Origin of the sequence: Dyadobacter psychrotolerans, assembly GCF_004349265.1 — a bacterium.
Lineage (GTDB): Bacteria > Bacteroidota > Bacteroidia > Cytophagales > Spirosomataceae > Dyadobacter > Dyadobacter psychrotolerans.
Genome location: NZ_SMFL01000031.1, coordinates 1 through 12,424, shown reverse-complemented (window position 1 = coordinate 12,424; position 12,424 = coordinate 1). Strand labels below are relative to the sequence as shown.

The following is a 12,424-nucleotide window of genomic DNA, read 5'->3' as shown; positions in this document are numbered from 1 at the left end:
GTGGTAGAATTCTGGATTTTGCGTCATTAGAAGTACAAGCAGTTTATATATCGGGTACAATTCGCGGAGCCTTCAGAACATACATGGAAACACAAAGCCCAGATTTTGAGTGGCGTGGTGTAACAAAGTATCCCCGTCCGGATTATTTGTCATCGTCTAACAAACGACTTATTCCTCAAATGCTGACTAAGGGAGGCATTTTTAAGCAATGGGCTAAAAAACAGGCAGTTGCCGTACAAACAGCTTTTTTCAATACGCTTCCGGAGTTAATAGAAGTATCACCAGAAGAAGCTGATTTGGCTTGGTTATTGTATGATTTGATCCCTAGTGAGGATGGACTAAGATATGATCTTACACATACTCGAACTGTTTACACACAATTTGAAACAGCATTATTAAAGTTCACTGCACCAGAAGCGGGAGATATTAGCCAATTTGTTAAGGGATTACAAAAAGAGGTTGATAATAAATTAACCGTTCGCCCTGAAAGCGCGCGGGATTTTGAAAATTTATTGAATGAGAATGATGGAGGTGAAGATGAATAAGCAACTTAATTTATTCGGGGCAGAATTAGAACTTGATGAGCCTAAAAATAAGGTCGTTAATGTTGCGTCAGTGCCGCAACGAAGCCCGTTCCGTTATCCGGGAGGAAAAACCTGGCTTATTCCAACTGTTAGAAAATGGTTAAAACAAGATAAAAAGCCGATCCCTTTGATGATCGAACCATTTGCAGGAGGTGGAATTGTAAGTTTGACGGCCGCTTTTGAGAACCTTGCTGAAAAGGTAATAATGACGGAGCTTGATCCGGAAATATCGGCCGTATGGGAAACAATATTTAGCGATGATAACCAATGGTTAGCAGATAAAATTTTGCATTTCAATTTAAGTATTGAGACTGCAAAGGCAGCACTTGAAATTGATATCAAGCAAGTGCGTGACATTGGCTTTAATACTATTTTGAAAAATCGTATTTGCCACGGCGGGATTATTACGAAGGGGGCAGGATTTCTTAAAAATGGAGAGAATGGAAAAGGTATAGCGTCACGATGGTACGCAAAAACTTTGTATGATCGTATTACAGCTATTCAGCAGATTATAAAAAAAGTGGAATATAAATCTTATGATGCATTTCAGATTTTAGAAGATTATCGAGATTGTTCGGATTGTTATTTTTTTATTGATCCGCCTTATACAAAAGCCGGAAAAAGACTATATACGTTTTATGATCTTGACCATGCCAAGTTATTTGAATACGTGGCTAAGGTCAAAGGGCGCTTTATGCTAACGTATGATGATACTGAAGAAATTCGTGGTTTGGCTGATAAATTTGGATTGCGTTATACAACAATTCCAATGAAAACAACCCACCATTTAGAAAAAAATGAGATCATAATATCAGATAATCTCGAATGGTAATTTAGGGTTAAATTAAAAGATTGTACAAAAGTACAGTTATGTATGGATGAAGGGAGGTTTTTATACTTTCCTAATAGAAGTTGTTCAGGGTGACGGTTTTGATGAGAAATAAATGTTTAAATTATTTATATGGCAATAACAGAACAGAATATCCGAGAATATTTTAATCATATTGATGAGTATGCTTTAAAGGACTTGGAGAAAATGTTAGAATGTGCGGATTATACATCTAATTATAAAAGACTTGCAGTTCCAATTGCTCTTACATGTTTTTCTCTATTAGATATGTTAGGTTTTTTGATAATGGACTTTGGGGAAGGTCCTATTGAAATGACCAAAACAGTTAGAAATATAAAATGCTCTATCAATTATATTTTCCCCAATAATTTTAACGATGAACAAATAAGACACCTAGTAAAATTATTTAGGGATGGAGCCTCTCATGAATTTTTCCCCAAAAAAGCAGCTATCTGCAACGATAAATATGACGAAGAAATTTTAAAAACAGAAAATTTTTACTTTTTAAATGTTCACCCATTAGCAAAGAAAATAATAGAAAAATTTAGTAAGGAAGAACTTATTAGGCTTCTTTATTCAGATAAAAAAAATACTATTATTAGAAATTTTGAACATTATATCAAGGAATTGGAAAATCTATCCAGTAATAAATTAACAAAAGGGTACATTCCTGATTTTTCTAATACTACCACTACTACCACTGTTTCATCCACACGTCAGACAACTAATATCTGGGAACCTAAATAATTTTTTATGCTCTATAAGTATACATTTTTTCTATTGTTTGTTAGCTTTTCGGCTGTGGGTCAGCAATGTGATGTAACCGATTTAATTAAATTGGCTAAGTCAGTAAGCTATGAAGATTTTGAAACTTACGCACATAATAAAGAATTTAGATTTTTTAAAACGTTCAAACCGGATCTTCCAGGTGGTTATAAAATAAGAGATGGATATTTTTTTACAAAAAAAATTAATCAAACAAGTGAAACTTTAATGTTTGTTATTACAGCTAATTTAAATGACAAAACAAGCGGATCAGAAGAATTGAAAGTAAGTTATAGTACTTATGATTTAGGTTCATTTAACAATCTTAAAAGTCAAATAAAGGCGGCAGGATATCAGCGTATTCGTACTACAGATTCTCCTGATGGATCAACAATATTTGCGTCATATTATAATAATAATTCTTTGGTATCGATTGAAACCACAATATCGAGTGATACGAGATATAATATCACTTCATATGAAGTAAGTGCTATATACGGCTATAGAACTAAGAAGAATTCTTTTGATAAATAGCTTACTTAGGTTTATATTGTTACTATATATACGTCCGTATATTTATTAACAAACAACCCATTTCTTTTTGGCCAGTGATGAAAAAAGCAGTTGCCTATTACCGTGTCTCGACCAAACGCCAGTTAAAAGACTGGCCGGGACATGATCCGGAAACAATGGAGAAAGAAGTTACAGGATTAGGTCTGGAAGCCCAGCAAATGGCCGTAGAGCGTTTCGCAGTAGCACAAGGCTATGATATCGCCGCAGAATATACGGAGGTTGAGAGCGGGCGCAAAAACAAGCGTCCGCAACTATTGACCGCCCTCACCCAATGCCGGAAAGAACGGGCAACGCTTATTATCGCCAAGCTTGACAGGTTAGGCCGCAACGTGGCCTTTATTTCAAACCTGATGGAAAGCAAGGTAGAATTTAAGGCCGTGGACAATCCACACGCCAGCCGAGTTATGCTGCACATGCTAGCCGCTTTTGCAGAGCATGAAGCGGAGCAGATCGGCACACGGACAAAGGAGGCTTTGGCCGCAGCTAAACGCCGGGGCATAGTCCTGGGTAAAAATGGCCGGGTGCTCGGCAAAAAGAATAAAATCGCCGCAGACCAATTCGCCGAGATAATGCGCCCAATCATTGACGGACTAAAAGCAGAAGGTTTTATAACCATCCGGTCGATACGTGACGAGCTGAATAGCCGTAACGTGCCTACATATCGGAATAACGGCCAAAAATGGCACATTCCCAATGTATTTGCACTTTTGAAGCGCATATATTGACAGTTGTAAATTTTGTTGTAGATTTACAACTATAATTACAACAAAAAAGGGTTCTAATAATGATTTATACAGTAGGCGGAATTAAGGGTGGCAGCGGCAAAACAACTATTGCGACCAACCTAGCGGTTTTATTAGCTAGTAAAAAGCGTGATGTGCTTTTGGTTGATGCTGATGACCAGGAATCCGCAACGGATTTTACCGCATTCAGAAATCAAGCGTTAGATGGAGTTTTAGATTATACGGCGGTCAAGATCACAGGCAGCGATTTAAACGGTCAGGTCAAGCGATTAGCCGGCAAGTATGATGATATTATCATAGATGTCGGCGGCCGTGATACTGTTAGCCAGCGTTCGGCTTTGACCGTTTCGCATGTGGCTTTATTTCCCTTTGCCGCGCGTTCCTTTGATATCTGGACACTGAACAAAGTTAATGCCCTGCTTAACGAGGTATTGCCGTTTAATTCCTCTTTGGTGTGTGTGACTTTTATCAATAAGGCAGACTCCAGAGGAAACCATAAAGAGGATGCAGCAGAGCTTTTGCAAAGTTCTGATAAACTTATCTTTCTGGATACTCCCATAGGCAACCGAATTGCATATGGGAATGCAGCAGCTGAAGGGCTAGGCGTGATAGAATTAAAACCGATTGATGAAAAAGCCGCAAATGAATTTCAAGCCCTTTATAAGGGTATTGACAAGATTTTGAAGGCTAAAAAGATAAAATAATAGAACTAAATTTAGTTTCATTATTACAACTAAATTTAGTTCTAAATAAACAACTAATTAAACAACAGGATAAAGAAATGGCAACGGTAAAGAAAAAACCCAAATTGACCTTACCACCAGCAGCCCCGCAGCTTGACGAAAAGGCTATGATAGCCATGATTGAAAAAGGCGGGTCTACTATATCGAGCAAAAAACCGCCGATAAAGGCAGATCAAGAGGACGCTTTGAAATCGTTTACAATTAAGCTTTATGAAAGTGAGCTTGCGCAGATACGTGCTATACAAGATAACATGCCTAAACGTGACCGGATTTCTATGCATGATTTTATTGTGACTGCTGTTCAGGATAAACTTAAAAGAACCAAATAATACAACTTAAAATAGTTGCAAAAATAGTTGTATATAAAGTTGTCAAATGGGAACTAAAATGAGCGAAGAAAAGCCACAAAAACTGTCTAGGTACGCAGAAAGCCGACATAAATTGATTATGGAGAGTTTCAATATATCTCGTGATGACCGTGAACAGCTTTATATGCCCGTGGCTTTGGCTCATGTGTATTTTCCGCGCCGTGACGTAAAGTTAGACCCGACAGAAAGTTATATACACAAAAGCGGACATTTTCAGCTCAATATTTCTCAATTGCCTGTGCCGAACATTCATACAGGTAAAAATCAATTTCTGGGACTTCCATTTGGTCCAAAAGCGCGTTTATTGCTTGGTGTTATTAATGCCCTTGCCTTGCAGCAGGGCAGTAACAAAATTGAGATTGAGGCTGACAGTTTACCTAAATTCCTCCAAAAGATTGGTCTAACGGATGGGGGAAATCAGATCAGCCAGGCCCGAAATCAGATTGCACGATTATCTGCATCCTTGATTAGTGTAGCCTACCGGGATACAGACGGTAGCAGCGTACACGGCCAAATGCCTATTGTTAAAGGTTTTGATTTATTTCCTAAAACACATCCTGAACAGCTATTATTATGGCGGCGTAATATCGTTTTAAGCCTTGATTATTGGGATGAATTGCAAAAGCATCCTTTGCCTTTGTCAATGGAACATCTTAAAATCTTATCTGGCAATGCCCGCGCAATAGATTTCTACACATGGATGGCCTACCGGCTACACAGTTTGGATAAAGAACTGTTTTTATCCTGGGCTACAATGAAAGATATTTTTGGAGGAGATATCGGAACCATGAAAAATTTTAAAGTGAAAATGAGGCAAACGGCCGACCTGGTTAAGTTGGCTTATTCAGACGCAAAATTTAGCTTCGACGGGGAGGGCTGGCGCTTCAGAAAAAGCCTTGCACCTATTCAGAAAAAGATATTACTACCATAGTTATGAAAATGTGGATAACCTTATTTTTGAGGTAGTTATCAACCGTAACTTGGTATCCGAAAGTGTAGTTATCAACCGTAACTTGGTATCCGCAAAGACCGTAACTTGGTATCCCATTACTATTAATAAAAACTAATAAAAATTAAAACCTATTAATAGCTGTTCCACTATGTGGAAAACTTTACTGTTCAAAAAGAAAAAATAACAGCAACTATGTTTTTAGTTGTTAAATATTCCGGAGCTGATAAAATTAGATCATACGCCGGCGCTTTTTCTTTTTGATCAGCAAGGCATTTTTTGAGTTATGTCTTTTCCGGAAATTTATGAACGTCGCCCAAGCCAAACAGATTGATTTACCGTCCTTGCTTGCACAGCTTGGTTGCCAGCAACAGCCGGTAACACGGCAGGGGATTTGGTATTTTTCGCCGTTCCGTGAGGAAGACACGCCGAGTTTTAAGGTTTGGCAACTTCCATCCGGGTTGTGGTGCTGGAAAGATTTTGGTTCGGGCGAGGGCGGAAACGTCATTGCTTTTGCTAACTGTATGATTGGAAAGGAAACTTCAGATAAGGCGATTTCTGACGCGCTGAAGTGGCTTGACGGATTAAATGGGGCAAGGGTAGCGCAATGGCCCGCTAAGGCCATCACAGCCCCGAAATCTGGCCGAATTGAGGCCATTCAACAGGACAGATTTACCCTGATCGACAACAAGCGGCTGACCAACCCCCAACTTTTGGGTTATCTGGCCGAGCGGAGCATCCCTTCAAAGCTGGCACAGAGCTTTTGCGGACAGGCCAATTATCTGGATAACCAGTCAAAGAAGAAATTTTATGGCGTATCATTTCCAAACATTGATGGTGGTTTAGAAATCAGAGCGGCCACGGCCTATAAACACCACGTTAATACCGGGAATAAAAATATTAGTTTCATTCCCGGTCAGAATAAAACTGCAAAGTCTGTTTATATTTTTGAAGGGTCAATTGATTTTTTATCTTTTCTGGTTCTTACCGGACAGGAGAAACCAGAAAGCCCGGTGATCGTTTTAAACTCCACATCGTTTGCAGCCCGTGCAGCTGAGTATATCAAGACGCAGCCTGTTTTGTCCGAAATAAACACAGCCGTTCTATTTTTGGATAATGATGATGCCGGACAAAAAGCATTTGAGCGAATAGCTGAAATATTGGACCCGCTAGGGTACAAGCTGGGCGATTGTCGCTATATGTATCAAGATCACAATTTAGACGATCTAAACGATTATCTAACCAAAGTTCCATCAGATAAGCGAGTTCAATTTAAGGCTGCGCCAATGAAATTTTTCGACTCCAGCGCAACCGCAGCACACCGCCGGGCACAGGATAACAAACCCAAAATATGAATGTCGGTGTTAAAATGACACTATTATAGTTCTTCAATCTTAACAGCGTGAATATCTGCAAGGCGCATTTTTATAAAATACTCTCCGCCCAAATGTAGAATAGAGACACTTCCGGCAAGCTTAATCCAGCCATCTTCTGAAATACCAGCGATATGGTTAGAATTCAAATAAAAGGTACGCTCATGACTCTGTGCATGTATTGAGCCTTGAGCATTAGAAGGGGTTGCTTTAATTTTAACAAAAGACATCGATCTATTTATTTAGGTTAAATTATCCCCTTAAAACATGTAACTGTGCTTGATAGTTTCATATTTTTAAAACCAAATATTATTTGGATGTATTCAAGGTGTCGGCAGGATATCGGGCAAGATATCGCCGGGATCTGCTCTGGAGCGTGCCGCACCTGGTCAAATTTACAGATCCTGAACAAAATAATATTTTGTTTTGACTTTGTGCTAAACCTGTGATATGATTACGGAAATTAGCCTTCAGGAGGCCGCGCCGTGAGCATTCGTAAAGCAGCAGCACAGTTTTTTCAAAACATTGCCGATTATCTCAATCCGGAACAAGAGCTTTTGTTAGTTCCGGATTTCCTGACTGGTAGAATACACAATCTGACTGATCCGGAGCAACAACGGCAATACCGTAATCTGCACCGATTTGTTAATAATGGGTTTTCTGATGATCTGGTTATAGTCATGGAAGGTCAGACCCTTACGGCCAGATACAAAAATTCTGTCCCTCATTTGCCCTCTGGTGAAGTTGCATCGAAATTATACGCAGCGAAAACAGGGACACGCCCGCCAAGCTATGATGATTTGCCACCCCCAGCAGGGTTAATCCGTAAAATTTAATAAAATGGGTTTGGCGATGCATTATCTTTTGAAAATGGTAATTCCCAATAAGGCACTTTTTTAAATTTAATAGGGCTTGCCAGTTTATTAAGTTCACAGATAATCCCGTCAAATTTCATTATTTGTTCTGCATCCATAAGCCGGGTTTGTACTTCCCGAGGGGATCCGTCGGCGTTAGAGCCAACAAATTTTATATCCATTGGCATACGCTTTGCGATATAGTCGGCTGTGGTGTTGTCCATACTGCCGCCCAGCCAGTGCTTTACAGCTGCATTGCTGATAAAAGTTTCCCAAGCGTCTTTATAGATGCTTTGTAATTGGCCTAATTCCTGCACAATAGGCCATAAAGTGACGTTGTAGCCCCGCAGTACGGCCGGGGAGTTTTTAAACTCGTTGACGTAGCCCAATTGCGCGAATTCATCGAGGAGTACAAGGACTTTACGATTTGGGTTATAATAAGTTGTCAAGGTTTTTAATAGAAAATCGGTGAACATACGCACCCAAGGGGCATAATAGCGCAATTCATCATGTTTGATACAAATAAAGATTGCTGTCGGTTTTTGTGCGATTGTACGCAAATCAAAATCCGAAGTTGACAGGGAATTTCGTAAAGCGTCATCCCCTAAAATATTAATGGCTTCTAATATCGTACCGAAAATATTTTCTTCCGTTTTTGCTGATTGGCTGGTTAAAGAAGTGAAAATATTTTCAGCTTCTTGTGCTCCTGAGAAAGTATCATCCCCCCCGGCCATTAATGCCAAAAATTCTTCTCTTTTTTTGCCCGGCAATTGTAGTTTTTGGTAGACGTAATCAAAATTTCCATTGCCTGTATGCAGCGCGTAGCGCATGTAAAGACTAAGATAGTTACGGCACTTATTATCAAAAAAACTATTATCCCCGGAAGTTTGGCGGTTATGCAGGGAGTAAGCTAGAACGTCACACATTTTTTTTGCTTCGTGTGGTTCTATCAAGTCAAACGGATTAAACCGGCTATTCCCTAAATCTCTTATTTGTGGAATTTGAAAAGGGTTTATAACGTGAACATCATACCCGGCCTGTCTTAAATGGGGAACGCAAACGGCGGCGTTTTCCCCTTTTGGATCAAGCACCACAGTAGAAATGCCAGCGTTCGAAAAACCGTCAGACAACAAAGCCGGCAGTATAACCGAAATTCCTTTGCCTTGCCCAGAGCCGCCAACACAAAGCATATGCCCTTTATCATACCAATGCCAGCCATGCCCAATATGAATCCCGATAGGTTGTCCGTTATTATCTTTTGCAGGAGGCAAAGCATGAGATATTTCGTCATCGGTCGCCCATCCTTTTACGCCGTAAGCCTGTTTAATATTGGTTTTCTTTTCTTCTGTGGCATATTCACTTGTATAATAATGTACCCGCCTGCCTAGATTACGGTTCATAAAGTATGTAACAACAAGCGCTGCAAAGAACACGGCCATAAACAACATTACGTTGCGCGACATGTTTGGCCAGCCAATCAAATACGTTAAAGTAATAAAGCTTGTGAATAAAATTGACAGTGAATAAAATTTAGAAAAACCGCCAATGGCAGTTTCGTTTTTTTTATCATGATCTTTAAATGATCCCTCGTTTCTTAAGTTGTAGAGACGCTTTTCCATCCATTCTGGAACTGTCCCTTTGATAGCGTGATATATATTATACCCGACGTAAGTTAGACTAATTAGAAAGATAAAAATATACATAGGAGAGGGTTTAAGTGTTGAGTAAATGCAAATTAACAATTTTTGTCAAATCCAGATCACTAGCTTTTTTCTCATTAGATAAAATTTCAACGCGGTCAAAAAGGAAATTTAATATCTTGATCTGTATAAGGATAAGATATGAATTGCCCGTTATTTAAATCTTGCTTAATTCTGGAATTATATGTAATCTTGTTTCTATTAAAGTGGTTTCACGCAAGACATGTTTTGTAATACAAAAACCCTTAGCTAACGCCGGATTTTCGCATTACAAAACGTCTTGTCAGAGGGTCAAGGCTGCCGCCCTACCCCCTGAACCCCCTACCCGCACCTACCGGCGGTCAAAACAAAAAAGCAAAAACACAATGGCTAGACCCACCAAGCCCGCGACTGTGAAGCTGTCCAAACTCGTGCAATTCCGGGTTACGGATGCGGAGTCCTTACAACTGCAACAGGTGGCTGAAGCTTCCGGATTGACAGAGGCCGACTATTGCCGGGGGCGTATCCTGAACAGCAAACCACGCCGCCGAAAGTCAGACCCAGACCGGCTGGCACTGATCGCTGATTTGGGCAGCTTAGGTCATATCCGGGCGGATATTAACCAGATGCTTAAAGACCGTTGGGCGTATAAATACGTCACACCTGAACAGGTGCAAAAGGTGTTTTCCGACATTGAGGCTATTGCCGATAAAATCCAAAATGTTGTAAGCGATGGTGATTAAAGGACGCAGCCGGGGTAACGGGGTGCAGCTGGCCGATTACCTGTTAAACAACATCGAAAATGACCGGGCGCAGTTGCTGGACGTTGTACGAGGCACAAGCCGCCCCTATGATTTGAAAAAATCGTTACTAGAAATGTCGCTTAGCAGCGAGCTGACAAAAGGCGTTCACGGCCTTTATCATGCACAGATCAACCCGGCCATAGGTGAAGACCAACCCATGAGTCCGGAGGACTGGCAACGCGCCGCTGATATTCTGGAACAACATCTAGGCTTTGACGGTCAGAAACGGGCGATTGTCCTGCATGAGAAAAAAGGTCGGGTTCATGCGCATATCGTTTGGGAGCGATACGACCACGAAACCGGCATATTGAAAAATGACGGGCAGAATTACAAAAAGCATGACCAGGCACGCGCGGAGATCGAGCGGGAGCTTGGTCATGAGATAACCCCGCAGCGGCGGGACCAGACGAAAGAGCCTGATCATAAGCAGGAATTAACAAAGCTCTGGAACCACGCCAAGGACGGGCACAGCTTTGTTAAAGAGGCTGAAAAATCCGGATATCAAATTGCCTATTCCGATGATCGGCGGCCGTGGCGTGTCGTGACTCCAGACGGTCAAAGCCTCGATCTTGTCCGGCAGTTGGATAATGCCAAAACCAAGGATGTACGCGACCGGCTGCAACCGATCCGAGATGAATTAAAGCCAGAGGCAGAAGCCTTGGCAATGGTGCGGGAGCGTGCCGTACAAAAAGAAAAAGCACCGGAGCGGCCGGAACCGGAGAAGTCAGAGCGGCTGATTCCGGATAAAAGCCGGGAATTATCAGACAGTCAGGATTTGGCGATAGCCATGTTAGAACAAAAGGAAAAAGATAGAGAGGCTAACGAATACAAAAAAAATCAATGGAAAGATTTGTCGCCTGATGAATATTTGAAATATAAGCAGGATAAAGAAACCCAGCTTTACAAAAAAAATCAGTGGCGGGATTTAGCCTCAGAAGCAAGTAGTAGCAAATTAGAGGAAGAGCCGAAACCAGAAAATAATCATTTCCAACGATATTCTTACAATTTTAAGATAGAGCAGCAAATAGATCCCCCCCCTGTCCTGGCTAATGTTTCTCTGCAAAAAAATGAGCCTGATAATTCCCGTGAACTGTCAGATAGCCAAGATTTGGCAGCAGCGATTATAGAGAGACGTAAACAGCAGGTTGAGCGTGAGCGAAAGGTTCAAGAAGCCAAGCAGCAGAGTGATATAACCGATAAAGTAGAACAATTATTAGAAGAAGCAAGGCGTAGGCGTGAGCAACAGCAACACGACCGAAATAAAGGCTTAGACTTTGATAGATAAATCAGGCGCGTAACGCTGCATCCATGCATGCTAAGGCCTTATTTATGCGGGTTCTTTCGGGTAGAAGAGAAGAGCAAATCCGGGGTCGAACCGGTTATGACAGGTAAGGTAAAACCGATGTATTTAATTGAATTGCTCTATAATTAAGGTATTATTGTTTTACATTTTAATAGTAAAAACACAAAGTAGCTGTAAATGAATGATATAAATCCATATAATCCACTTGCTGAAGTTTTTGGATATCCAATCAGCAATGAGACGGATGAAGCCAGAACACACCGTAACAATAAGTTTTGCCCATATCATAACATTACGGCTAAATGCACAAAGGTTGATAAAATAGATCCTTTGGGCGTTTGTACTATGTATCATAAGAGTACCCCAGTTATTACTTGTCCAGTTCGTTTCCGTCAAAATTGGACAATGATTGCAGATGCAGCTAAATTCTTTTTCGGAGAAACATCATCATACTTGGCTTTGCCTGAAATCCGGCTGATAGATAAAAACGGACGTGCTGCCGGTAATATTGATTATGTTTTAGTACAGCATGATGACCGTGGTAGAATTCTGGATTTTGCGTCATTAGAAGTACAAGCAGTTTATATATCGGGTACAATTCGCGGAGCCTTCAGAACATACATGGAAACACAAAGCCCAGATTTTGAGTGGCGTGGTGTAACAAAGTATCCCCGTCCGGATTATTTGTCATCGTCTAACAAACGACTTATTCCTCAAATGCTGACTAAGGGAGGCATTTTTAAGCAATGGGCTAAAAAACAGGCAGTTGCCGTACAAACAGCTTTTTTCAATACGCTTCCGGAGTTAATAGAAGTATCACCAGAAGAAGCTGATTTG

15 protein-coding genes are annotated in these 12,424 nt (G+C 40.6%); 13 read left to right on the top strand and 2 right to left on the bottom strand.

Going from position 1 to position 12,424, the window contains the following annotated elements; all coding sequences use genetic code 11:
• From E0F88_RS33300 to E0F88_RS33260, 9 genes are all read left to right on the top strand, one after another.
• Positions 1-545 (top strand): NotI family restriction endonuclease (locus tag E0F88_RS33300; protein ID WP_220466424.1); only part of this gene is annotated, 545 nt, incomplete at its 5' end.
• Entirely contained in the window at positions 517-1,416 is a 900-nt protein-coding gene (locus E0F88_RS33295) for a DNA adenine methylase (protein ID WP_220466423.1), read from the top strand. The genes E0F88_RS33300 and E0F88_RS33295, both read left to right, overlap by 29 nt.
• A gap of 129 nt (positions 1,417-1,545) precedes the next feature.
• Positions 1,546-2,181: a hypothetical protein gene (locus E0F88_RS33290; RefSeq protein ID WP_131963088.1), complete on the top strand. Its 636-nt coding sequence runs from the start codon at positions 1,546-1,548 to the stop codon at positions 2,179-2,181.
• A 6-nt stretch (positions 2,182-2,187) separates the two neighbouring features.
• A complete protein-coding gene (locus E0F88_RS33285; protein ID WP_131963086.1) occupies positions 2,188-2,733 on the top strand; it encodes a hypothetical protein in 546 nt (181 codons plus the stop codon).
• Positions 2,734-2,810: 77 nt separating this feature from the next.
• Complete coding sequence (locus E0F88_RS33280) at positions 2,811-3,497, top strand: recombinase family protein (protein ID WP_131963084.1); 687 nt, start codon at positions 2,811-2,813, stop codon at positions 3,495-3,497.
• A 59-nt stretch (positions 3,498-3,556) separates the two neighbouring features.
• Positions 3,557-4,219 (top strand): nucleotide-binding protein, encoded by a 663-nt coding sequence (locus E0F88_RS33275; protein ID WP_131963082.1) that lies wholly within the window; start codon positions 3,557-3,559, stop codon positions 4,217-4,219.
• A gap of 77 nt (positions 4,220-4,296) precedes the next feature.
• Positions 4,297-4,587 carry a hypothetical protein gene (locus E0F88_RS33270; protein ID WP_131963080.1) on the top strand — a complete coding sequence of 97 codons (291 nt, stop codon included), beginning with the start codon at positions 4,297-4,299 and terminating at the stop codon, positions 4,585-4,587.
• 58 nt (positions 4,588-4,645) lie between these two features.
• The gene (locus tag E0F88_RS33265) at positions 4,646-5,557 is read left to right on the top strand and encodes a replication protein RepA (RefSeq protein ID WP_165940246.1); all 912 of its coding nucleotides are present in this window, start codon (positions 4,646-4,648) and stop codon (positions 5,555-5,557) included.
• Positions 5,558-5,880: 323 nt separating this feature from the next.
• Positions 5,881-6,930 carry a DUF8464 domain-containing protein gene (locus E0F88_RS33260; protein WP_131963076.1) on the top strand — a complete coding sequence of 350 codons (1,050 nt, stop codon included), beginning with the start codon at positions 5,881-5,883 and terminating at the stop codon, positions 6,928-6,930.
• Between the two features lie 23 nt (positions 6,931-6,953).
• On the opposite strand, the gene E0F88_RS33255 is transcribed toward E0F88_RS33260, so the two are convergent.
• The gene (locus tag E0F88_RS33255; protein ID WP_131963075.1) at positions 6,954-7,178 is read right to left on the bottom strand and encodes a hypothetical protein; all 225 of its coding nucleotides are present in this window, start codon (positions 7,176-7,178) and stop codon (positions 6,954-6,956) included.
• A 255-nt stretch (positions 7,179-7,433) separates the two neighbouring features.
• Between E0F88_RS33255 and E0F88_RS33250 the strand changes: the two genes are divergently transcribed.
• Positions 7,434-7,784, top strand: coding sequence for a hypothetical protein (locus E0F88_RS33250; protein WP_131963073.1), 351 nt, complete (start codon positions 7,434-7,436; stop codon positions 7,782-7,784).
• On the opposite strand, the gene E0F88_RS33245 is transcribed toward E0F88_RS33250, so the two are convergent.
• The gene (locus E0F88_RS33245; RefSeq protein ID WP_131963071.1) at positions 7,781-9,505 is read right to left on the bottom strand and encodes a type IV secretory system conjugative DNA transfer family protein; all 1,725 of its coding nucleotides are present in this window, start codon (positions 9,503-9,505) and stop codon (positions 7,781-7,783) included. The genes E0F88_RS33250 and E0F88_RS33245 overlap by 4 nt on opposite strands.
• Positions 9,506-9,867: 362 nt before the next feature.
• On the opposite strand from E0F88_RS33245, the gene E0F88_RS33240 reads away from it, so the two are divergent.
• The 3 genes from E0F88_RS33240 to E0F88_RS33230 all read left to right on the top strand — a co-directional run.
• Positions 9,868-10,224, top strand: a complete 357-nt coding sequence (locus E0F88_RS33240; protein ID WP_131963069.1) for a plasmid mobilization protein — start codon at positions 9,868-9,870, stop codon at positions 10,222-10,224.
• Positions 10,214-11,569 carry a relaxase/mobilization nuclease domain-containing protein gene (locus E0F88_RS33235; protein ID WP_131963067.1) on the top strand — a complete coding sequence of 452 codons (1,356 nt, stop codon included), beginning with the start codon at positions 10,214-10,216 and terminating at the stop codon, positions 11,567-11,569. The genes E0F88_RS33240 and E0F88_RS33235 overlap by 11 nt, the downstream gene beginning before the upstream one ends.
• Positions 11,570-11,764: 195 nt before the next feature.
• On the top strand, positions 11,765-12,424 hold a 660-nt coding region (locus E0F88_RS33230), incomplete at its 3' end, for a NotI family restriction endonuclease (protein WP_131963065.1).

Excerpts from the sequence above, each read along its gene's own strand:
- E0F88_RS33295 (WP_220466423.1), top strand. The coding sequence starts at position 517 with ATGAGAATGATGGAGGTGAAGATGAATAAGCAACTTAATTTATTCGGG.
- E0F88_RS33290 (WP_131963088.1), top strand. The coding sequence starts at position 1,546 with ATGGCAATAACAGAACAGAATATCCGAGAATATTTTAATCATATTGAT.
- E0F88_RS33285 (WP_131963086.1), top strand. The coding sequence starts at position 2,188 with ATGCTCTATAAGTATACATTTTTTCTATTGTTTGTTAGCTTTTCGGCT.
- E0F88_RS33280 (WP_131963084.1), top strand. The coding sequence starts at position 2,811 with ATGAAAAAAGCAGTTGCCTATTACCGTGTCTCGACCAAACGCCAGTTA.
- E0F88_RS33275 (WP_131963082.1), top strand. The coding sequence starts at position 3,557 with ATGATTTATACAGTAGGCGGAATTAAGGGTGGCAGCGGCAAAACAACT.
- E0F88_RS33270 (WP_131963080.1), top strand. The coding sequence starts at position 4,297 with ATGGCAACGGTAAAGAAAAAACCCAAATTGACCTTACCACCAGCAGCC.
- E0F88_RS33265 (WP_165940246.1), top strand. The coding sequence starts at position 4,646 with ATGAGCGAAGAAAAGCCACAAAAACTGTCTAGGTACGCAGAAAGCCGA.
- E0F88_RS33260 (WP_131963076.1), top strand. The coding sequence starts at position 5,881 with ATGAACGTCGCCCAAGCCAAACAGATTGATTTACCGTCCTTGCTTGCA.
- E0F88_RS33255 (WP_131963075.1), bottom strand. The coding sequence starts at position 7,178 with ATGTCTTTTGTTAAAATTAAAGCAACCCCTTCTAATGCTCAAGGCTCA.
- E0F88_RS33245 (WP_131963071.1), bottom strand. The coding sequence starts at position 9,505 with ATGTATATTTTTATCTTTCTAATTAGTCTAACTTACGTCGGGTATAAT.
- E0F88_RS33240 (WP_131963069.1), top strand. The coding sequence starts at position 9,868 with ATGGCTAGACCCACCAAGCCCGCGACTGTGAAGCTGTCCAAACTCGTG.
- E0F88_RS33235 (WP_131963067.1), top strand. The coding sequence starts at position 10,214 with ATGGTGATTAAAGGACGCAGCCGGGGTAACGGGGTGCAGCTGGCCGAT.